The following is a 21,830-nucleotide window of genomic DNA, read 5'->3' as shown; positions in this document are numbered from 1 at the left end:
CTCCAGTATCGTTTTTGCAGCAAGCACTTTGATAGCGTAAAGTGCAAGGTACTACTTTAAGGGCGAGGCATAAAAAATGCCGCCCCGGGAGGGCGGCGCAACAAGTTGTTTACAATTGCGGGCGCGGCTTTTTGCGCAAAAAATCGAAGTGAGTCTCACTCAAGATAATCGACAGGAAGATGAGCGCGAAGCCGGCGAGCAGGCGCGAGGTGAGCGCCTCCCCCATCAGCAGCACCGAGAACAGCACACCCGAAGGCGACTCCATCGAAAGGAGCAGCGAGCCCGTCGAGGCCGGGACATGCGCCAGGCCGACGTTTTGGATGAGCAGAGCCGCACATGTGCAGCCCACCGAGAGAAACGCCATCGCACTGATAAAGCTCGGCGTCCACACGGACAGAGGCGCTTGGGTCTCGAATAGCAGCGACGTTGCCAGGCTCAGCACGCCGTTGCCCACAAACATCCAAAACGTGATGACGTTGATGTCCATTTTGCGACCGTACTTGGCAGTCACCGCCATCTGGATGGCGAAAAAGGCCGCACCCGCCAGCGTAATGACGTCACCAATGTTGAATTCAACGCTATCGAGGGCCACCAAGCCAATGCCCGCCAAGCACAGCAGCGCCGCGCCCAGGTTATAGCGGGTGAGTTTTTCGCCGCTCAGGAAATAGCTCGCGAACGGTACAAGGATGCAATACGTGCCCGTCAAAAAAGCATTCTTGCCCGCCGTAGTATGTGCCAGACCGACCGTCTGCAACGCATAGGCCGCCCACATGAGCACGCCCATACTCAGGCCAACAATCAGGTTGCGAGCGTTGAGGTGCGCGATGATGCGCTTGTGGAAGACGGCGAACATGACCAACGCTGCGGGCAGAAAGCGTACATAGAGCAGCGCGAACACCGGAATGGTGCCGAGTGCGTCCTTCATAGTGGTAAAGGAGTAGCCCCAGATGACCGCCACCGAAAGAAGCAGAACCTTCCAGAACAGCGGAGAGCGTGCGCCGGCGCCCCGGGGAATACCGCCCGCGCCCAAATCCTCACGGGCTACAGGGCTATCGGGCAAGTTTTCGATTTCGTTGGCAGCGTATTGGGCCATGGAACATCCTCGCACTCAATCTGGGCGTGGTGTCCGCACGCGTATGGCTGCGTGCCGCCTCATGGTCAAATAAAAACGGGGCGCGCCGGACCCCCGGCACGCCCCGCTACTGTAACAACAACCAGCGTTGCACCGCAATCCAGCCCACTAAAGCGTTTTGTTCCGCCGTTCTACCGAACGGCGGACCGGCCGACGCTACGCGAGCCGCATTCACGCCAATCTGACGTTCAATTTCAAGGGCGCGACCAGAAGGTCAGCGCCCTTTCATTTCACGTCACCTTGGCGCAAATGCGGCTCGCTCGCTGGCATTAGTGCTACATCAGCGTTAACGTTGCCGCACTAAATTAGCTTTGTCGATTCCAGCTTTTCGATAATCCAGTCGTTGGCTTTGATGACCGGGCGGCGGAAGACGACGCCCAGGGCCAGCGACGGAATCAGGTAGCTCGCCAAGATGCCCAACTCAATCCAGTACTCCATATGGTAGGCACCGGCCATTGCGGCGTGCATGGCGTTGATGCCGTGGGTAAACGGCAGGAACGGGTAGATCGCCTGGAACACGGGACCGGTCATCTCGATGGGGAACGTACCGCCCGAACCGCCGACCTGCATGACCAGCAGCACGACGGCGAGGGCCTTACCGATATCTCCAAACGATACCGTAAGCGTGTAGACGATATTGGAGAACACGAGACTCGCAACCCAGCCCGCCAGCACAAACTGCAGCGGGTCGTCGCACTGAATACCAAAGAACAGAATGTCGCCCGCACACACGAGTGTTGCCTGCAGCAGAGCCAGACCGCCAAAGAACAGGTAGCGACCCAAGTAGATCTCGTGCAGGCGCACGGGGATGAGCTCGTTGATAAGCTCATCATCAACCGAGACCTTCATCATGGCCGCCAGTACGATCGAGCCGACCCATAGCGACAGAATCGTGTAGAACGGCGCCATGGCCGAACCGTAGTTGCGGATCGGATAGACCGGCTTACGGTCGAGTGCGACAGGGCCGGAAAGCGACACGGCGAGGGCATCGGGGTCGCTGCCAATCATTGTCTTAATCATGGCCAGGTCACCCGAGATCAGAGCGCTATCAAGCTCGTCCTTAAAGGCACTGATCTTGTCCGACGCCTCGCCCAGCTGATCGGAAGCCTTGTTGACGAGCCTTGCAGCCTTGGAGAGACCCTTCGCGAGCGAACCAGAGGCGTCGGTCAGACCGCTCACGGCGCTATCCAAGTCACCCGAGATACCGTTCAGGGAATCCAGAACGCCCGAAATGGTCTTCTTGAGCTCTTTGGCCTTAACCGAGAACGTAGAATCGTAGTCGGACTTGGCACCCGAGATACCCGCCTTGGCATCGGCGATGGCCTGGTCGACCTCGGCACGCGAGCTGTTGACCTCGGCCATGCTCTTCGTGAGCGACGTCGCGATGTTCGTCAGCTCATTGGCATTGTTGCGGTACTCCGTCGCGGTTTTGTCAAGCTCAGCAGCCGCGTCCTCAAGCCCTGCCTTGAGCTTATCGTTACTCACCTGGCCAGCAAGACTACGGAGCTCATTCGCCGTGGCATCAATCTCGTCGGCACGGTTCTTGAGTGACACTGCACCATCGTTGAGCTGAGACACCGTAAGATTGACATGCTTGTTTGCAGCGTCGAATGCCTTTGCGAGCTCGGTAGAAACGTTATCGAACGAACCTGCGCTCCCATCAATAGCGGCATCGATCGCATCGCTGGCAGACTTGAGCGCTTGCTCGGAATCGGCAATACCGCTCTCGGCATGCTGCATGAGCTGCTTCACCGACTCCTCGGTCGATCCGGACTGTTTGAGCATGCCGCCCGCCGATGTCAGTGAATCGGACGTAGAACTCAAAATGCCCGCAAGCGACGTTGCACTGGCCTGAACGTCCTGCAGGTCCTGGACCGAATCGCCCAGCGTCGAGGACAGATTGGCGATAAAGTTGCTCACCTGGTCGGTGCTCATATAGTCGAGCAGGCTGGACACGGTCTTAAGGCCGATGGTCGTGATGGTCTTGGTAAAGGTCTCGTTGACCTGACTCTGGACGGCGCTCGAACCCTTTTCAGTCACGATCTGCGCGATGGCGTTGGCCTTCTGGTTCTCATAGAACTCGATATCGGCGTGCTTCACCTCGGTCGAGAAAAGCGTCATCATGTCGGCGCTAAACGTTTTAGGGATAACGACGGCAGCGTAGTACGCGCCCGACTTAACGCCCTCAATCGCCTTATCGCGGTCGTTGAGGACGACCCAATCGAAGTTCTCGTTGCCGCGCAGGGTGGAGGTTACGTTTTCGCCCACGTTGACCTCGACGGGAATCAGATCGCTCTCGTAGCCCTCGTCGGTGTTGACCACGGCGATCTTGAGATTGCCGGTGTTGCCATACGGATCCCAGCTTCCGGCGATGTTAAACCACGCGTACAGGCACGGCACGATAATGAGACCCATCACGACAATCAAGCCAATCACGGAGCGAGACACGTTTTGGACATCGCGCTTAAACAGATGCAGGATGTTCTTCATTTATGCCTCACCTCCTTTGGAGTGCTTGCCGAGCGGGGTGGTATCCCCGTCATTTCCGCTTACGTTGTCAACGTTGTCGGCATCTTGAGCCTTACGATGCGCACCGATATGCGGCAGACGGCTCGTGGGCTGTTCGCTGTCCTTGGTGCCCCGCTCGCTGGCGTTGAGACCAAACATGCGACGGGCAGCAGGAATGGCGGCCGTGTGCTCGCGCATCTCGCGACGCAGGTCCTCATCCGAAAGCGCCGAGATGCGCATCTGGGTATTGAGGCTCGCGCGGATGTACTCGATGTTGATGAGCCAGCCACAGATGGCGATAACCGAAATGATCCAGATAACGAGCAGGATGATCTTGCCGTTATTGTCGATATCGAGCACCGTCGAAAGCACAAAGAGCAGAACCTGCACGCCTACCACGGCGGCAAAACCGCCCTTGATGTAGTACGGGTAGCGATGCTCAAACGCCACGGCATGATCGAGCAACTCGCGACGGTACGAATCCGAATCGAGCATGACGCGCATGGCCGTGCGCAGCGAATAGCGCTGGCGCGGCAGGTCGTTGGACTCGCAGATCATGAGCCCCGTCGTGGAAAGCTGTTTATCAAAGAGCAGGTTGAGGTTGAGCAGCAACGGGCGCAGCTGCAGACCGATAAAGAGCGCCACGATCAGGAACACGCCCAGGATGCACAGGTTGAACAGGTAGTTGAACGAATACATGCCACCGACGGTCTCGCGCAGCAGGTTGATGCCATAGGTGAAGGGCAGCAGCGGATGCAGCCATTGGAAGAAGCCGGGCATCATCTCGATGGGATACATGCCCGACGAGCCGGGGATCTGCACAATGACGAGGATGACGCCAATGGCTTTACCGATATGCTTAAAGGTGGTGGACAGCGCATAGATGATGTTGACGTAAGTGAACGAGATAGCGATGCCGCCCAGCACAAAGAGCAGCGGATTGACGCACTGAACGCCAATGACCAGGTCGCCCACCGTAACGATAATGGCCTGGAACGCACCCAGGATCACCATCAGCAGCCAGCGGCCAAAGTAGCCCTGACGCGCCGTAAAGCTACCGATGCCCTCGCGGTCGACCTCGAGCTTGTAGATAGCGATGAGCACATAGCCGCCTACCCACAGCGCCAGATTGGTGTAGAAGGGCGCGATGCCCGAGCCAAAGCTCTTGACCGGATAGATTGACTTGGACGTCAGCTCAACCGGAGATGCCATGAAATCTGCCACGTCATTGACGTCGACGTCCATGAGGTCGGCTAACTCGCCCATAGACTCAGAGGTCTGCAGCGCCGCAATGTCATTAGCGGCGGTCGCGAGCTTGTCCTGAACCTTGGCAAGGGAGGCATCGGTTTGGGACAGCGTGGTCTTTGCCTGCTTGAGCGTGGCGTCGAGCTGCGCCAGCGTGCCGCGCGCGCTCGCTATCGTGGGGGTCATACCCGATACAATGCCGGTCAAATCGCCCGAAACGGCGGCAAAGGAGTCAAGCGCGCTCGAAGCCTTCGGCAGCGCGTTCTGCCCCAGATCGGTCTGAGCCTGACCGAGGTTAGCCGTACCGGTCTGAATTGCCGTGTTGAGTGCGTTACTCGCGTTCGAGATTGCCTTAGCGTCGTTTGCCATGGCCCTCGACTGTGCAGAAAGGCCATCCTTAATGCTCTGCAGCTTCTGGTTTTGCTCGCGAAGCGAATTGATGGTCGACGCGATGAGCGCATCGGCGTTCTCCGATCCCGTCGACGTATCGTTAGCGAGAATCTGCAGGCGCTCGATGACAGCGCTGTTGTGGTCAATCGTCGCCTGAAGGGATTCGAGCGAGTTGTCGATACGAGTGGTCGTGGACGTAACCGTACCGGCGAGTTTGCCAATCGCGGCGTTCGCAGAAGCCGATGTCTTACTCAGCACGATGCTGCCCTCCGAGAGCGCCTTGGAGAGCGAGGTGATGGACTTGCCAGCCGTGGTGCGAGCTTCGCCCAGCAGATCATTACCCTGAGCGATTGCCTGCGTTAGCGAAGGCGCCTGTCCCTGCAGGCCCGCCAGCGCAGCATCGGCCGAAGCAATCGAGTTGCTCGTCTTGTCGATGGCGGTGTTCATGTCGCCGATGGAATCGCGTACTTCGCCCAGGGTATCAGACGCCTCGGACACCGAGCCCGCCAGCGAATCCTGGGTCTGGGTTGCCTTGTCTTTAAGGTCGATGCCAGCATCTTTGGCAATGCCCGCGACGGTCTCGCCCACCGTGGAGACAAACTCCGAGTTGATCTGCTCCTCGATGGTGTTGGCACCGGTATCGGTGACCTTGGGCGCAATGGCGCTCTTTTTCTCGTTGACGTAATAGGTGAGCTTCGGCTGATGGTAATTGCCGTCGAGCATCGAGACGAGATTGTCGGAGAAGTTCTTGGGAATCACGATGGCAGCATAGTATTCGCCACTTTCGACGCCCTCTTTGGCATCTGCCGCCGAGTCGACGAAGGTCCAGCCAAGCTGGTCGTTCTCCTTGAGCTGGTCGACCACCTTATCGCCTGCGTTAAGCTCGCCCACTAGGTCATTCTGGGTGCCCTGATCGTTGTTGGCGATGGCGATTTTAATGCCCTGGGTATTTCCGTACGGATCCCAGTTGGCAACGATGTTGTACCAGGCATACAGCGAGGGAATGACGCACACGCCCAGGGTAACCACCAGGGCGACGGGGTTCATAAGCAGTCGCTTAATGTCGCGCTTAAATATCGCAAAGGAGACCTTTGCGTTGGATAGTTTGCTGCCGAGACTCACGCTTGGACCATCCATCCTATCGTTTAGCCGAATCATGCTATTAACAACCATTGTACGGAGGCATTTTAGCGCCTCGCGGCACAATGGTGCTGAGTTTTGCGGGTAGCAATATACTACGAAGATGAGTTAGCGTACAGATGTACAGTATCTTAAATTCCCGCAGCTCCCAAAACCACAACCCGCACAAACTAGCAATCCAACTAGTCATTGGGGACGTTCTTAACCGACTAGTCAAACAAGAACGTCCCCAACGACTAGTTTGGGCCACGGTAACGCCGATGTTTTGGCGCAGACAGCGAAAGCCCGCCAGAGCGAGCAAGGTGCCTTGAAACGAGGCGGCATTGACCTTCTGGTCATGCCGCCGAAGTTGAAAGGCAGATTGCCGCTCTGGCGGGCTTGCAGCGTCGGCCCGTTACGCGGTTTGGTAAAACCGCGTAACTAAAGTAGGTTACAAACAGCTGCCGCGAAGGCTACGGGGTCCTCGGGGAGGATGCCCTCGACGAGCAGGGCCTGGTCGTAGAGCAGGCCGGAGTACTGCTTAATCTTGTCGGCGTCGCCCGCCTTCTGGGCAGCGACGAGCTTGGCGAAGACCGGGTGCTTGGCGTTGAGCTCGAGTACGCGCTGGCTCTTGGGCATACCGTCGGGCGTACCCTCGGGACCCTTCTGGAGCACCTTCTCCATCTCGAGCGAAAGCGGGCCCTCGGTGGTAATGCAGGCGGGGGCATCGGTCAGGCGCGCGGAGACGGCAACCTTCTCGACCTTGTCGCCGAGCGCCTCCTTCATGGCGTTAAAGAGGTCCTCGTTCTCCTTGGTGGCGTCCTCGGCCTCCTTCTTCTCGTCATCGGTCGCCAAGTCAAGATCGCCGGTGGCAACGTTCTTAAGCTCCAGGTGACGATCTTCGACCTCAGGCTCGGCACCATCGGCAACTGCCTTCTCGGCAGCCTCGCGAGCAGCGTCATCCTCGTAGACCTTGGGCATATCGGCAGCCACGTACTCACGCATGGCCTGGAAGGTGAACTCATCCACATCCTGCGTCAGCAGCAGTACATCGTAACCGCGGTCGAGCACGCCCTTCACGACGGGCATCTTGGTCAGGCGCTCGCGCGAATCGCCGGCGGCATAGTAAATTGCCTTCTGGCCCTCGAGCATGCCCTTGGCATACTCGGCAAGGGTGATCATCTTCTGCTCCTTGGCAGACCAGAACAGCAGCAAGTCGGCGAGCTCGTCGGCCTTCATGCCGTAGCTTGAGTAGATGCCGTACTTAAGACCGCGACCAAAGTTCTCAAAGAACTTCTCGTATGCCTCGCGGTCGTTGTCGCGCATGTCCTCGAGATCGGCGGTGATCTTCTTCTCGACACGCTTGGCAATGGCCTTGAGCTGACGATTCTGCTGCAGCGTCTCACGCGAAATATTGAGCGTCACGTCGGCAGAGTCCACGACACCGCGCACAAAGTTGTAGTAGTCGGGCAGCAGGTCGTCGCACTTCTCCATAATCAGCACGTTGGAGCTATAGAGCGCCAGGCCCTTCTCGTAGTCCTTGCTGTACAGATCGAACGGGGCGCGACCCGGCACAAACAGCAGTGCATCGTACTCAAGCGTGCCCTCGGCATGGAAGCTGATAGTGCGCGCGGGATCGTCAAAGTCGTGGAACGTAGACTTGTAGAACTCGTCGTAATCCCTCTGCTCAACGTCAGAGCTGCGCTTTTTCCAGATCGGCGTCATGGAGTTGATGGTCTCGAGCTCCTGATAGTCCTCGTACTCGGGCTTGTAGTCGTCGCCGGCGTCCTCAGGCTTGGGCTTCTGGCGGCTCTTGGTCACCATCATCTGAATCGGGTAGCGCACATAGTTGCTGTACTGCTGAATCAGGCTCTTGAGGCCCCACTCGGTCAGGAAGCGATCGTAGGTCTCGGCCTCGCCGTCAGCGTCGAGCTTCTCGTTCTCGCGCAGCGTCAGGATGACATCGGTACCGTGCTCAGCACGCTCGCCATCCTCGATGGTGTAGCCCTCAAGACCGTCGGACTCCCAAACGTGGGCGGTATCCTCGCCATAAGCGCGGCTGACGACCTTCACGTGGCTGGCGACCATAAAGGCGGAGTAGAAACCCACGCCAAACTGACCGATGATGTCGACATCGGAGCCCTGCTGTTCGGCGTTCTCGGTCTTAAACTCCTCGGAGCCGGAATGGGCGATGGTGCCCAAGTTGCGCTCGAGCTCCTCGGCGGTCATGCCGATTCCGTTATCCGAAATCGTGATGGTGCGGGCGTCCTTATCAAAGGAGACACGAATGGCCAGGTCGCCCTGGTCGAGCTTGACGCTCGGATCCTGAAGGCTCTTAAAGTTGAGCTTGTCGACAGCATCGCTCGCGTTGGAGATAAGCTCGCGCAGGAAGATTTCCTTATTGGTGTAGATGGAGTTGATCATGAGGTCGAGCAGTTTTTTGCTCTCGGTCTTAAATTGACGCATGTGCAGTCCTTTCGCGCTACCCCTGCCCGCAAAAACGGCCCGGTTGCCCGAGCCGCATCGCAGACCTGCTATGTTCAGACTTAGATTTTATAACCTATTAGCGCGCATATATACATACGGAATCGAAAAACTGTATGTTGGAACACCCATGCGTCGATTGCCAAGGAGTGTCCCCAGCTGCCGGCAGAAAAGGAACGTCCCTATCTGTCGCCCAGCAGTTTGGCCATCCAGGCATGAGGCTGGCCTTCGTCTTCGTAGTCCACCGGGGCAATCTGCGTGTAGCCGGCCTTGGCATAGAGCGGCAGCACGTACTCCTGTGCATGCAACTTTATGAGCTTGGCGCCGGCATCGCACGCAGCAGCTTCGCTGGCTTCGACAATCTTGCTTGCCAGACCGCGACGGCGCATGGCCGGCAGCACGGCGACGCGCCCCATAATGTAGGTCTCCCCCGCCGCAACGCCTTCGTCCATGTCGCATGCCGGCAACGCCGGGGCTTCCGCATCTGCCGCGTGCTCCAGCTCCTCGGGAAACACGCGCGAGCAGCCGGCGAGCTGACCATCCACGTACAGCGTCACATGAATGCAGCTCGAGGCCTCATCGATCTGGTCGAACTCGATTTCGTAACCCTGTTCGTCCATAAAGACGGCGCGGCGCACCAGCGCCGCATCCTCAAAGCATCCCGTCTTAATTTGAATATCCATGGTCGCCCCTTCATTCGATGCGAACGTAGGGGAAAATTTTAGCGGAAATGAGCTCCCACGCTAAACTTCGCGCGTGCTTTTGCCAAGCAATCGTAGTGGCCCACGTTGTGGGCATCGCTCGCGATATAGCTGTACAGGCCCTGCTTAAACAGGCACTGCGCCGGCTTCTTTTCGCGACCAAAGCGCCCGCCGGCAATAAAATCAGCCGAAGCCTGCAGTTTGCAGCCCAGGTCGACCAGGCGTTCAGCCACGCTCACATCCTTTTGAATCGCACGATAGCGCTCGGGATGGGCGATGATCACCTGGTAGCCGCGACACTGCAAGTCGTAGATCGTGTTCTCGTATTCCTCAAAGTCATACGAATCAGCACGCGTCGAGAGCTCAAGCAAAAACTCGTTTGAGCCATCGAAATGCAGGCGATCGGCCCATTCGATGCCCAAATCCATGAGCTTGGCATGATTGACCTCAAAGCCCATCTGCAAATGCATATCGCCCGCATGCGCGCAAAGCAGTCGATAGGCCTCCCACATTTTTTCGAAGTCAAAATACGGGTCCCGGCAGTGCGGCGTGCACACCATGTGCGTTACGCCGACGGCGCGGGCCGCCTCGAGCATCGCCAAGCTTTGCTCAAGGTTTACCGCGCCGTCATCGACTCCGGGCAGGATATGGCAATGGATGTCTCGCATATCGCCCTCTTATCTGCGTCATTGCTTATTTCTTAAAGCGTTTCGCCTTCGCAGGGGTGCCCGTTGCAGCCGCGCCGCCAACAGCGGGATTGGCCCCAGCCGCAGCGTCGTTCTGCCCCTTATCCCCGCCATAATACGAGTAATAGTAGTCGTGGCTCGAAGTCTCGCAGCAGTTCATGACCGTACCGATCACGTTGACCTCGGCCTTGTTGAGCTGATCGAAAGCAGCGAGGATCTCATTGCGCTTGGCAAAGTCCTGACGGATGACATAGATGGTGCCGTCGGTGATCGCAGCGACTTCGGCAGCGTCAACGAACGTACCCACAGGCGGCGTATCAAAGATGACGTACTGGTACTTTTCCTCCAGCGCGGCGACAAGCTTGGCAAAGCGGCGCGAGGCGATGATGTCTGCCGGATTGGGAATGCGCGGCTCGGCGTCAAGGAAGAAGAGGTTGGGCTGGTCGGTGTCGATAACGGCCTCATCGATCGACATCTGATCGGAAAGCACGGCGTACAAGCCGCCGGCATGACGGATGCCCAGCATGTTGGCAAGCGTACGGTGGCGCATGTCGCATTCAACGAGCAGAACGCTCTTGCCGCTGGTTGCGATGGCCTGTGCCAGGTTGAGCGCGATGGTGGACTTACCCTCGTTGGGAATGGAGGAGGTCACCGTAATGGACTTGATAGGCATATCGACACTCGCAAAGCGAATATTGGCGAGCAGCGTCTTGGCTGCGTTGTTAAAGGCGAGGGTATCGCCGGTTTTCTTTTTACGGGCCATGGATTACTTACCGCCCTTCACAACGGGGAAACGGCCGATGACGGGCACGCCGAGCAGCTCGACGGCGTCATCGACAGAACGGACGCGCGTGTTGAGCATGTCGAGCAGCACAACAATCGCGACAGCGACAAACAGACCGGCCAGAGCGGCAACTGCAATGTAGAGCTTGCGGTTGGGGCCGCTGGGCTGGGTGGGAACCTTTGCCTTGTCGATGACGTTGACGGCCTGGGCGGCGTCGACGTCCTGGGCAACGGTAGAAACCGAGTTGGCCATGGCGTTAGCGACGGCGGCGGCGCCATCGGGGCTGGCACCGGTCACAGACAGCGAGATAACGCGGGTCGTGGTCTCGCTCGTAACACTCACCTTATAGTCGTCCAGGCTGGTAAGGCCCAGCTCCTTGGCGGCACCGCTCTTGACGCTATCGCTATCGAGCAGGGTGGCGATGTCGTTGGAGAGCATCTGGCTTGCGGACAGGTCGTTATAGTAGCTCGTCTGGCCGCCATCGGTTTTGGCGAGAATGTACATGCTCGTCGTGGCGGTGTAGGTGTTGTCCATCATGGCGAAGGAGACGACGCCCATGGCGATCGCGCAGACCACCGGAAGGGCAATGACCAGCTTGAGGTGCTTTTTAAGCAACTGGAACAGTTCGAGAAGGGTCATGCAGTTTGCCTTTCATTTCCCTAGTTCATATCGACAAAACTGCCCGTATGATATCGCATCTTTTTGCCATGTCCGAACTCTATACATAAGATACAGCGTCCGCGTATAAGTTGCACAACAACTAACGCGGCAGCGGAGGCGCATCGTCTAATCCTCGGTTTTTGCCATACCGCTACGCGAACGGTCCCTCTTGTTGCACGGGAAACGTTACCGCAATGGTAGTTCCCACGCCCGGCTCACTCGACAGGTCAATCGCGGCGTGATGGTACAGAGCGGCGTGCTTGACGATCGCCAAGCCCAGGCCGGTTCCGCCACGCGCCTTAGAACGACTCTTGTCCACGCGGTAAAAACGCTCGAACACTTTACCCTGCTCCTCGAGCGCAATACCGATACCCGTGTCGGCAACAGACAGGTACGGATGACCCTCATCGTTAGTTCCACAACGCAGCGTGACCGTACCGCCAGATCGGTTGTAGCGAATGGCGTTGCTTGCCAGGTTATAGATCAGCTCGTCGATCAGGCGCGTCACGCCTTCGATCACCACGGGCTTCGTCTCGTGCCCAATGGTCACATTCGACTGACGGGCAACCTGCTCAAGACGCTGTTCCACCGTCAACATGGCGCGAGAGAGCTCGATGGGCTCTGTGGACCCAATGGGCACAGCCTCGCCCTCGGATGCTCGTTCCGCCTCGTCCAAGTTGGAAAGCGTGAGGATGTCGTTGACGAGCGCTGCCAGGCGTCCCGCCTCGCGGTAGATGCGGCCGCCAAAGTTGCGCAGGTCATCCTCGCCCTCAACCATGCCGTTTGCAATAAGCTCGGCATAGCCCGAAATCGCGGTGAGCGGGGTCTTGAGCTCATGAGTGATATTGGCCGTGAACTCGCGACGCATGCGGTCGTTATCGGCCAGCACCGCCATCTGGCGTTTAAGCTCCTGGCGCTGTGACTCAATGCGCTCGAGCATGGGAACCATCTCGGTGTAGGCGTGTTCATAGCTACGGCGCGGGTGGTCCAAATCGACCTCCTGCAGCGGCGCAATGATGGCACGGGATTCGCGGCGCGCAAGGAAAAATGAGAGCACCGCGCCCGCCGCCGCAATAAGCAGCATCGGCGCCACCAGCGAAAGCAAAATCGCCGCAACGCCAGGCTGGGCCTGTGCCAAACGAACAACCTGACCGTTATCAAGGGCGACGGCGCGATATAGCATAATCTCGTCGAGCGTGGTGCTCGAGCGCTCCGCGGAGCCCGAACCGCTCTCAAGGGCCTCAACGACCTCGGGGCGATCGCCATGGTTGGGCAGCATGGAAGGAGACGCCTCGTTATCGTAGGCGACCGATCCATCCCTGTTGATCAGCGTGATACGAAGGTCCTCGCGATCGAGGCTTCGCAAGAATGCGATGGGCTCCTTCTGCTCGTTTAAGGCGGCGGCAATAAGCTCGGTTTCTTGCGAAAGGTTGGCACTCGTGGCATCTGCCAAGGTGTTTTGCACAAAAAACGCGCCCAGCACCGTAAACGCCAAAATGACGGACATGGCGCAGACAAATATCGTCGCAAACACGCGATGCGAGAGCGTGTGTTTTCCCTGAGGGGCAAAGACCACGGACTACTCCTCCGATGCTGCTGCCGCAGCGACGGCATCTTCAGTATCGCTACCGGCGGAAGGCTCCGCCAGGCGATAACCCACGCCGCGCACCGTCTCGATAGCGCCGGCACGCTCGCCGAGCTTTTGGCGGAGCGTCTGCACATGCACGTCGACGGTGCGCGAACCGCCGTCGAAGTCCCAGCCCCATACGCTCTGCAGCAGCGACTCGCGGGTAAAGACCACGCCGGGTTTGCGCATAAGATATTCGAGCAAATCGAACTCGCGCAAGGTGAGTTTGAGCGGCTCGCCGGCAACGGTCGCCTCGCGATGGCTGGGCGAAAGCACGATATCGCCCACGCTGAGCACATCGCTCGCCTGCTTGACCATACCGCCGCGGCGCAGCAGCGCACGGCAACGGCTGGCAAGCTCCATGAGCGAAAACGGCTTGGTCAGATAATCGTCAGCACCGCCATCGAGCGCCATCACCTTATCGAGCTCGGTATCCTTAGCAGTAAGCATCATGATGGGCACCGTCGCCGTCAGACGGTCGGCACGCAGGCGACGCATAATTGCCAAACCGTCGGTATCGGGCAGCATGATGTCGAGCAGGACGGCATCGGGTACCCGTCGCGCCACGGCAGCCTTAAACTCGCCATCGCACGAAAAGCCTTCGGCCTCGATTCCCTGTTTGCGCAGTGCATAGACCGTCAAATCCCTGATGTTGTCATCGTCCTCGACGTAATAGATCATGTTGAACCCCTTTGCGGCCGGCATGACCGCATCTTAACCCTAAAGGTACCTTTACTAGATGGTATCAGCCAAAACGTCCCGTCAAATAATCCGCCGTGCGCGGGTCGGTGGGATTTTTGAAGAGCTGAGCGCTGGGTGCGTGCTCCACCAACTCACCCAGCAAGAAAAACGCGACCGAGTCGGAGATGCGCGCCGCCTGCTGCATATTGTGCGTAACGACCACGAGCGTGCAGGTCTCCTTGAGCTCGCAGGCCAGCTGCTCAACCACCAGCGTCGACACGGGATCGAGAGCGCTCGTGGGCTCGTCCATCAGCAGAATATCGGGTTGCACGGCAAGCGCGCGGGCGATGCACAGACGCTGCTGCTGCCCGCCCGAAAGGCCCAGCCCCGACTCCTTGAGCTTGTCCTTGACCTCATCCCACAGTGCGGCGCGTCGCAGGGAGTCTTCGACCAGCTCGTCGAGCACGACGCGGTCGCGCACTCCCATGCCGCGAGGACCGTAGGCGACGTTGTCGTAGATGCTCATGGGAAACGGATTGGGGCGTTGGAACACCATGCCCACGCGCTGGCGCAAGCGGCAGATATCGTAATCGCCCAGGATATTCTGGCCGTCAAGTGCAATCTTGCCTTCAATGCGGCAATCCTTGATACCGTCGTTCATGCGGTTAAAGCAACGCAGCAACGTCGACTTGCCGCAGCCCGAAGGACCGATAAACGAGGTAATCTGCTTGTCGCGAATCTTGATGTTCACGTCCTTGAGCGCATGATGGTCGCCGTAAAACAGGTCAAGGCCCTCAACATCGATACGCGTCGGCGAGGCGGCAAGGTCCTGCGCCGTGGGGCGAGTCGCATCCCCAACTTCGCGCTCGTGCGCGGCCTCGGCCTGCGCCTCTATGAGTTCCTCAAGCTCCGTAGGCTCCATCGCCGCAGCAGCCGTCATACCGCATACCTCCATATCGATATCAATTCAGCAGTATCGATAGTAGAAATCGCGGCTCATACGCACGTGAGCGCATTGTCAAGTGTTTGTAAGGGCACCTTGACTATTCCGCCGGCAACTCGATGGTAAATATCGTGTGCTCGGGCGTCGATTCGCACGCGATCGTGCCGCCGTGCGCTGTAACGATCTCCTTGGCGATGGCAAGGCCAAGCCCGGCGCCACCGCGATTGGTCGCACGTGCCGCGTCCAGGCGATAGAACTTCTCAAAGATTACCTTGAGCTTAGCCGCAGGAATCGGGTCACCATGGTTAATAAAGCGAATTCGCACGCCACCGTCATCTTGGCGCCCAGCCTCAATCGTGATGGTCGATCCTTCGTAGCTATAGGCGATGGCGTTTTTCATGATGTTGTTGAACACGCGAGCCATCTTGTCGCCATCCACAAGTACCGTCAGATCCTCGCGCACATCAACTTGGACATCTTTGTGCTGCTCGTTGAGAATGGGATAGAACTCATCGGCCACCTGCGCCAGTAGCAATCCCAGGTCGACGTAGCCGCGCGTAAGCACAATATCGTGGAAGTCAAAGCGCGTGATATCAAAGAACTCCTCAATAAGCGCGTCGAGTCGGTGCGCCTTGTCGAGCGCCACGCCCGTAAAGTGTGCGCGCTGCTCAACCGGCAGGTCGGGTGCCTCCTGCAACAGCGAGAGGTAGCCCACCACGCTGGCAAGCGGTGTGCGCAGGTCATGCGCCAAGTATGTGACCAAGTCGTCCTTGCGATGCGACTCGTCGCGTAGGGCCTGCTGCACCTTACGCTCGCGATCGCGCACGCGGTTGAGCGCACCCTCGACCTCCAGGAAGTCGCCGTCGATGTTATCCCAGGCGTCAGGATGATCGATCAGGCGGTCCTGAATACGGGCGGCAAGCACGCGGTCGGAATGCCGCTCACCCTGCTCATAGCCCTGGTAGTACAGAGCGCGGCCGCAAAAGAACAGGACGCACACGGCGAGCGCCAAGACAAAGCCAAGCATGTTGAATACAAAGCCGGCATCGAACAGCACCGGTCCCTCAATGCCACCGAGCGCCATGGCGCCGATCGCCAGCGTCATGGCCCACGCGGCACCGCCGATCACCACGCAACGGCGCACGATTTCAAAGCGATCGATCAGCAAGAAGCCGATGAGTAGCACCGCCAAGATACCGGCGATGTTACCAATGCCGATTAGCAGCAGACTCAGCAAAAAGAGCAGCACCGTCGCAAGTGCGCGATTATCGACGACCGCCCTTACGTATTCAAAGAGCCGATCGGGCACCTCAAACGCCTGCTTATCGTCTTTTGTCATGTCCATGTCCTCGCTAACAAAGGCGTTATTCGATGATATAGCCGACGCCCCAAACGTTTTTGATAAAACGCGGCTTCTGAGCGTCGTCACCAATCTTTTCGCGCAGGTGACGAATGTGCACCATCACCGTATTGTTGGAGCCGGGCATAAAGTCCTCGTTCCACACCGCGCGGAACAGGTCCTCCACGGGCACTACGCTGCCGCGATGCTCGGCCAGATACAGCAAGATGGAATACTCGATGGGCGTGAGGCGCACCGGCGCACCGTCCACCGTCACGGAGCGAGCGTCACGGTTGATCTCGAGGCCATCGAGCTGGAGGGTCGGCGACTCGGTCGCCCGCGCGCGGCTACCGTAGCTGGTGTAGCGGCGCAACTGAGCATGAACGCGCGCGATGAGCTCCAGCGGGCGGAACGGCTTGACCACGTAATCGTCCGCGCCAAGAGAAAGGCCTTCGATCTTATCCTGCTGGGCATCGCGGGCCGTCAACATAATTACGGGATAGGTATGGCTGGCACGGATGGTACGCAGCAGCTCAAAGCCGTCGATATCGGGCAGCATGACATCGAGCAGTGCCAGGTCAAACTCTTGCTCCAGGATTGCCTTGGCCGCATCGGCCCCGCTGTAGGCGATCTGGACGTCAAAGCCCTCCTTTGTAAGGTAGATACCAACCAGGTCGGCGATGGCCTTCTCGTCATCAACTACCAGTATGCGCTCGTTCATGCGTGCTCCTCTCGCGCTCCATTATGCCCGAGGCGGCGCCCGCCACACACAACAAGCGCGGGCGATTAAGTCGACCTTAAGCACCCTTGTGCCCGTTCGAGCACGAATGCGGGCCATGCGCGCACGCAACGATCGTCGTCGCCGGCAAACGATATACTCTAGTGCCAGAAGAGACCATTCCGTCGAAAGCGAAATCTGTGATGTCCCTCACCTCTTTTGCAAAGCGCTCCGCCCAGCTTGCCGCCGGCTTTGTCTGCGCTATCGCTCTTGCTGCCGGCATGCCCACCGTCGCCGGCGCCCAAGTGCTCACGACCGACGACGTCTGCGGCAAGACCGCCGACGTCCACGGCATCACGACAGAAAACCTGCCCGATATCGAGGCAACGAATGCCCTTGTTATGGGCAAGGACGGCACCGTCTACTATGGACGCGGCGCCGATGAACAGGTCAAGATCGCCTCGATCACCAAGGTCATGACCGCAATCCTGACCGTCGAAAACTGCAAGATGGACGAGAAGGTCACGGTGAGCAACGCTGCCGCCACCGTAGGCAACTCGACTGCCGGCCTGCTCGAAGGCGACGAGCTCACCGTGGAGCAGGCACTACGCGGCCTGTTGATCCCCTCGGGCAACGACGCCGCCACCGTGCTTGCCGAGTACGTAGGCAAAAAGATCGACCCCAAGACCAAAGACGCCGAGGCAACCTTTGTGAAGGCCATGAACGAGCGCGCCAAAAAGCTCGGCTGCACCGGCACGGTCTTTGAGAACCCACACGGCCTGGACTTTGATGAGTGGGCCGGCGACATGCACTCAACCGCACATGACGTGGCACTGATGATGCGGGAGGCCATGAAAAACGATACGATTCGCGAAGTCGTCGCGAGCGAGGATTCTTGGATTGAGGTCACGGGCGCCGATGACTCAGACCATTCGCATTCCATGGACACGCACAACGTTTTGCTCGGTCAGGACGGAAACATTGGCGGCAAGACCGGCACCACCGACGACGCGGGCTATTGCTTTACGAGCGCCTACAACCGCGACGGCGACGAGGTCTACACCGTTATTTTGAACTCCACAACCAACGATCAGCGCTTTACCGATACGGCGACCCTTGCCAACTGGTACTACGGTCACAAGGTGACGGTCGCAATTGCCAATACACAGGAGAAGACCGCCAACGGCAACCCGCTTATGGCGCGCATTGGCCAAACCGACTGGACGGATAAGACGATCGATGCCACGCTCGCCGACCCCGCCGCACAGGCAACAGTGTTCTCACTCGCCGGCGAAGTGACCGAAAAGGTTAGCTACGATGACCTTTCGGGCACGGTGCATGTTGGCGATAAGGTGGGCAGCGTTACGCTTAAGCAGGACGGCACCAAGATTGCCGTCATGGACCTGGTTGCCGACGAGGAAGGAACGGGGCCCAATCCCATCGAGTGGCTGCTCGTGAAGCTCGACCGCCTGGGCCGCCGCATCGACAACCGCCCGCTCACAGCCGAGAGCGAGACCGTAGCCAAGGCTCCCAAGATGTAGGGCCAAAGCGTTATCACATCGAACCAAAATGAGGCGTCCAACGGGGCGCCTCATTTTTTGAGGGTTCGAATCCCCAGCTGCCTTTCTTGATAATAAAAAAGGGCCCCGAATGGGACCCTTCTTTAAAGTCAAACTGGCGGAGAGCTGGGGATTCGAACCCCAGATGCCCTTTTGGGGCATACTCGCTTAGCAGGCGAGCACCTTCGGCCTCTCGGTCAGCTCTCCGTAACAGCCGTTCTATAGTAACCAAACAGTCGAGGATGGGCAAGGGGGATTTTCAAATTGCCCAGCAGCCTCTCCTCCTTGCAAGCTTCGCCTACCCCAGCGAGCGGTTGAGGGAGCCGAGCTCATCGTTGCCCATGGTGCGCCACATTTGATAGATGCAGCCGCGCGCCAAGAAAAAGAAACCGTTATCGACGAGTTGCACGGCGGCATCTGCGAGTTGATTGGTCACGGCGGGCACCGGCGGCAGCTCAAGACCTGCCTTGCGGATGGTCTCGACAGCCTCCTCAAACGTGGGCGGTTTGATGACGCCCATCTCGTTCATAAGGCCCTGCATTTCCTCCTGCGCACTGCCGCCCGACTCCTCGCCGCGCGGCACTAGGCGATAACATGCCAGCGCCATCTCGAGCTGGTCGCAGTTCCAGTAGGCGAATGCCAGGCGATAGAACAGGTAACCGATCGAAGGCCGGTCACTGGCAATGCGCAGGCCGTGGCGCGCTACCTCGATAATCTCGTCATAACGCTCCAGGCGTGCTAGCACGTTGATCAGGGCAAAGTGAGACTGCATGGACGAGCGCGCCAAATCGTAGAGACGGCGCACTTCGGGCAGCGCACGCTCAAAGTCCTCTTGTTCGGCGTAAAAGCTGCAAATCTCGTGCTGGGCAAAATACAGCGCGTCGGGAGCGCGAAGGATACGCACGGAACGGTCCTCCTCCATCACCGGCAGCACCATGCGCACCAACTGGTTGTCGCAGAACTGGGTCTGCACTGGGCCCGTCGCCAAAAGTTCAGCAACAGTACACTTGGCTTCCAGCTCCTCGACAAGGCGAGAAAAGCCCTCGAAAGCACCAGCTCGGTCAACTTTGGATTGCTCGCGCAGCTCGACGACACGGGCGACATACGGATCGTTGTCCTCCTCCATGACCTCAAGCTCGTCAGCCGTATCAGCGAGCAGCAAATCGCGAAGCGCAGGCGACAATGGACGATGGTCATCACGTGGTCGGGCGTGAACCTCTGCAGGCTCAATCATGTCCGGCGCATCCGCCTCATATGCCTCGAGCAAGCACTTGCAGGGCATGTCGTCCATGTCCATGCTCTCAAGATCCTTGGCGACAGAAACGCAATCGGCCAGATAGGCCGCACGGCCAAAGGAATACGTTTCGACAACGCGCTCGCCCTGCTCGCCGTCGGGAGCCGCAATCTGCACGTAGCAGCGCGTGATGCGAGCACCCGAAGCAAAGCAAGCCGCCGCGAGTGTAAGCGCAACACGCGCATCGTGCTCAGTGGCCCATGCCGCGCGCTTAGGCTCATCCACCTCGCGCCAGGCGTCATCTTGAGCATCGTATTCGCGCTGCGGCATAGCATCGACAACCGTGCGGCCAAATCGCACCAGCATGATGCCCTCGGCGACGTTAGCTCGATAGGTGTAGTCGAGCCGAGTGACCACGTTGAGCGCTTCTACGATACGTGCAAAACGGGTGCGAACGTCCCACTCGCCACCCGGCTGGCACGCAACCGTCCCCGGCTTGGCCCATGGGTTGTCATTCGACAGCGTTTCGAGCAGGCGAGGAACGTCGTTTGTCGTCTTGCTGATATGCCATAGGTCAAAGAGCGAGCAGCCCTCAAAGCTTGGCGACGAGGCAACGGGGCCCAACCCTGCCCCAATACGCTCAAGGATGCCCGATAGGCGGTTCAGGCGGCACTCGACGGCAAGCAGGGTATCGATCTCGTCCTGGTCCAGCAGGCTACGGTCAAAATTGAGATAGAAGAGCCTCGAGCGATCGATGCGCGCCAGGCTCATTTCGGTTTTGGCCGCGATGGTGCGCAGGCGAGGCAGATTAACTTCGCCCATCAAAGCGGCGGCATAGCGCTCAATGCCACTTGGATTATCTGTATGGTCAATGCGGTAGAGCAACGTTTCGATTGCATCGGGCAGCGGCGTGGAATCAAAACCCAGCAGTACCTCAACCGGCTCGGGGAGTTTTACAAGTTTGATCTTGTCGACAGCATTTTTCATGCCCTCGTCAAGGCCGTCACCGTCTGCCGTGCCTGAGACAACGTTTTCAGAATCGGCGAATATCACGTAACGCAAGAACATCGAGGCCATGAACTCGCCGTAGCGAAGGCTGCGCGTCGAATTCCACGTCTCGCGATCGGATTGTTCGCGCATGGTGCCTTCGGGAGAGCCGATGACTCGCGCCCGGGAGTGCATCGTCCCATCGGTACCCCTGACCGCAATCTCACCGATGGTGGAATCGGACTCGTCAAGAATCAGTTGCATGTCGGGATCGTCGGGTAGCGATACCTCGTTAACGGGACGGTCCACCTTATAGACCTCACCCGAAACGCTCACGTAGCCCAAAAGCGACACATGGCTTTTGCCGACAAATTCGACGACATAACATGATTCATGCGGGTCCTCGCCAAAGAGCTTCCAAACCACGCCATACGAGCGTCCCGCAGGCTGCTCGGGCATGGCCGGAAAGCGCTTTTTGGGATCGAGAAACCTGAGCTTGTATGTCGGACGCTCTGCCACGAAATATCACCCTGATCGGTCGTCTAAAGAAAGAGCGCGCCACGGACTCACCGAGGCGCATACTCGAAATCTTACACGAGTCGATGAGAAATAGTCCCCTTTGACCGAGGTTCGAATCCATGCGGTGTTTACGTAAAAGAAAAGCCCCCGTTGCCGGGAGCCTTAATCTCAAATGGTGCGGCGTATAGGATTCGAACCTATGACGTTCTGATTCGTAGTCAGACCCTCTATCCAGCTGAGGTAACGCCGCGACTTGTTGATTATTATGCACATGAACTGAATATAGGTCAAGCAATTTTTCGAAAAAAGTTATCAAATTTGATTTTTACTCATTTGGCGTAATTACGGCCAGTTTGGATCAGCCATATTTCGATGCTTGCGCTCAAGCGAATCGCTATATAAGAAAAGCTCCCGTTGCCGGGAGCTTTAAAAAGTCAATTGGTGCGGCGTATAGGATTCGAACCTATGACGTTCTGATTCGTAGTCAGACCCTCTATCCAGCTGAGGTAACGCC

Annotated in this window: 15 protein-coding genes and 2 tRNA genes; 1 reads left to right on the top strand and 16 read right to left on the bottom strand. The window is 58.3% G+C overall.

What is annotated here, in order from left to right; translation table 11 throughout:
* Positions 1 to 109: 109 nt before the first annotated feature.
* The 13 genes from AB5Z20_RS02860 to AB5Z20_RS02800 form a co-directional block, all read right to left on the bottom strand.
* Positions 110 to 1,093 (bottom strand): DMT family transporter, encoded by a 984-nt coding sequence (locus AB5Z20_RS02860; protein WP_368156177.1) that lies wholly within the window; start codon positions 1,091 to 1,093, stop codon positions 110 to 112.
* Between the two features lie 339 nt (positions 1,094 to 1,432).
* Positions 1,433 to 3,622 (bottom strand): YhgE/Pip family protein, encoded by a 2,190-nt coding sequence (locus AB5Z20_RS02855; protein ID WP_368156176.1) that lies wholly within the window; start codon positions 3,620 to 3,622, stop codon positions 1,433 to 1,435.
* Entirely contained in the window at positions 3,623 to 6,397 is a 2,775-nt protein-coding gene (locus tag AB5Z20_RS02850; RefSeq protein ID WP_368156175.1) for a YhgE/Pip family protein, read from the bottom strand.
* 438 nt (positions 6,398 to 6,835) lie between these two features.
* Entirely contained in the window at positions 6,836 to 8,860 is a 2,025-nt protein-coding gene (gene htpG / locus AB5Z20_RS02845; protein ID WP_368156174.1) for a molecular chaperone HtpG, read from the bottom strand.
* A 200-nt stretch (positions 8,861 to 9,060) separates the two neighbouring features.
* Positions 9,061 to 9,561, bottom strand: coding sequence for a GNAT family N-acetyltransferase (locus AB5Z20_RS02840; RefSeq protein ID WP_368156173.1), 501 nt, complete (start codon positions 9,559 to 9,561; stop codon positions 9,061 to 9,063).
* A gap of 38 nt (positions 9,562 to 9,599) precedes the next feature.
* Positions 9,600 to 10,247, bottom strand: a complete 648-nt coding sequence (locus tag AB5Z20_RS02835) for a CpsB/CapC family capsule biosynthesis tyrosine phosphatase (RefSeq protein ID WP_368156172.1) — start codon at positions 10,245 to 10,247, stop codon at positions 9,600 to 9,602.
* 25 nt (positions 10,248 to 10,272) lie between these two features.
* Positions 10,273 to 11,028 carry a CpsD/CapB family tyrosine-protein kinase gene (locus tag AB5Z20_RS02830; protein ID WP_368156171.1) on the bottom strand — a complete coding sequence of 252 codons (756 nt, stop codon included), beginning with the start codon at positions 11,026 to 11,028 and terminating at the stop codon, positions 10,273 to 10,275.
* A 3-nt stretch (positions 11,029 to 11,031) separates the two neighbouring features.
* A complete protein-coding gene (locus AB5Z20_RS02825) occupies positions 11,032 to 11,688 on the bottom strand; it encodes a YveK family protein (protein WP_368156170.1) in 657 nt (218 codons plus the stop codon).
* Between the two features lie 172 nt (positions 11,689 to 11,860).
* On the bottom strand, positions 11,861 to 13,285 hold the full coding sequence (locus AB5Z20_RS02820; protein ID WP_368156169.1) for a sensor histidine kinase: 1,425 nt from the start codon (positions 13,283 to 13,285) through the stop codon (positions 11,861 to 11,863).
* Between the two features lie 3 nt (positions 13,286 to 13,288).
* The gene (locus AB5Z20_RS02815) at positions 13,289 to 14,017 is read right to left on the bottom strand and encodes a response regulator transcription factor (RefSeq protein WP_368156168.1); all 729 of its coding nucleotides are present in this window, start codon (positions 14,015 to 14,017) and stop codon (positions 13,289 to 13,291) included.
* 64 nt (positions 14,018 to 14,081) lie between these two features.
* Positions 14,082 to 14,957 carry a phosphate ABC transporter ATP-binding protein PstB gene (gene pstB / locus AB5Z20_RS02810; protein WP_368156167.1) on the bottom strand — a complete coding sequence of 292 codons (876 nt, stop codon included), beginning with the start codon at positions 14,955 to 14,957 and terminating at the stop codon, positions 14,082 to 14,084.
* 103 nt (positions 14,958 to 15,060) lie between these two features.
* Positions 15,061 to 16,299 (bottom strand): sensor histidine kinase, encoded by a 1,239-nt coding sequence (locus tag AB5Z20_RS02805; RefSeq protein ID WP_368156166.1) that lies wholly within the window; start codon positions 16,297 to 16,299, stop codon positions 15,061 to 15,063.
* A gap of 25 nt (positions 16,300 to 16,324) precedes the next feature.
* Positions 16,325 to 17,020 carry a response regulator transcription factor gene (locus AB5Z20_RS02800; RefSeq protein WP_343007340.1) on the bottom strand — a complete coding sequence of 232 codons (696 nt, stop codon included), beginning with the start codon at positions 17,018 to 17,020 and terminating at the stop codon, positions 16,325 to 16,327.
* 200 nt (positions 17,021 to 17,220) lie between these two features.
* Here AB5Z20_RS02800 and AB5Z20_RS02795 point away from each other — a divergent pair, with 200 nt between their 5' ends.
* Positions 17,221 to 18,558, top strand: coding sequence for a D-alanyl-D-alanine carboxypeptidase family protein (locus AB5Z20_RS02795; protein ID WP_368156165.1), 1,338 nt, complete (start codon positions 17,221 to 17,223; stop codon positions 18,556 to 18,558).
* 134 nt (positions 18,559 to 18,692) lie between these two features.
* On the opposite strand, the gene AB5Z20_RS02790 is transcribed toward AB5Z20_RS02795, so the two are convergent.
* From AB5Z20_RS02790 to AB5Z20_RS02780, 3 genes are all read right to left on the bottom strand, one after another.
* A tRNA-Ser gene (locus AB5Z20_RS02790) sits at positions 18,693 to 18,783 on the bottom strand.
* A 91-nt stretch (positions 18,784 to 18,874) separates the two neighbouring features.
* Positions 18,875 to 21,316 carry a tetratricopeptide repeat protein gene (locus tag AB5Z20_RS02785; RefSeq protein WP_368156164.1) on the bottom strand — a complete coding sequence of 814 codons (2,442 nt, stop codon included), beginning with the start codon at positions 21,314 to 21,316 and terminating at the stop codon, positions 18,875 to 18,877.
* A gap of 173 nt (positions 21,317 to 21,489) precedes the next feature.
* Positions 21,490 to 21,566, bottom strand: a tRNA-Arg gene (locus AB5Z20_RS02780).
* Positions 21,567 to 21,830 lie beyond the last annotated feature (264 nt).

Origin of the sequence: Collinsella aerofaciens, assembly GCF_040910245.1 — a bacterium.
Lineage (GTDB): Bacteria > Actinomycetota > Coriobacteriia > Coriobacteriales > Coriobacteriaceae > Collinsella.
The sequence above is the reverse complement of the archived record's forward strand: the minus strand, read 5'-3'. Positions and strand labels throughout refer to the sequence as shown.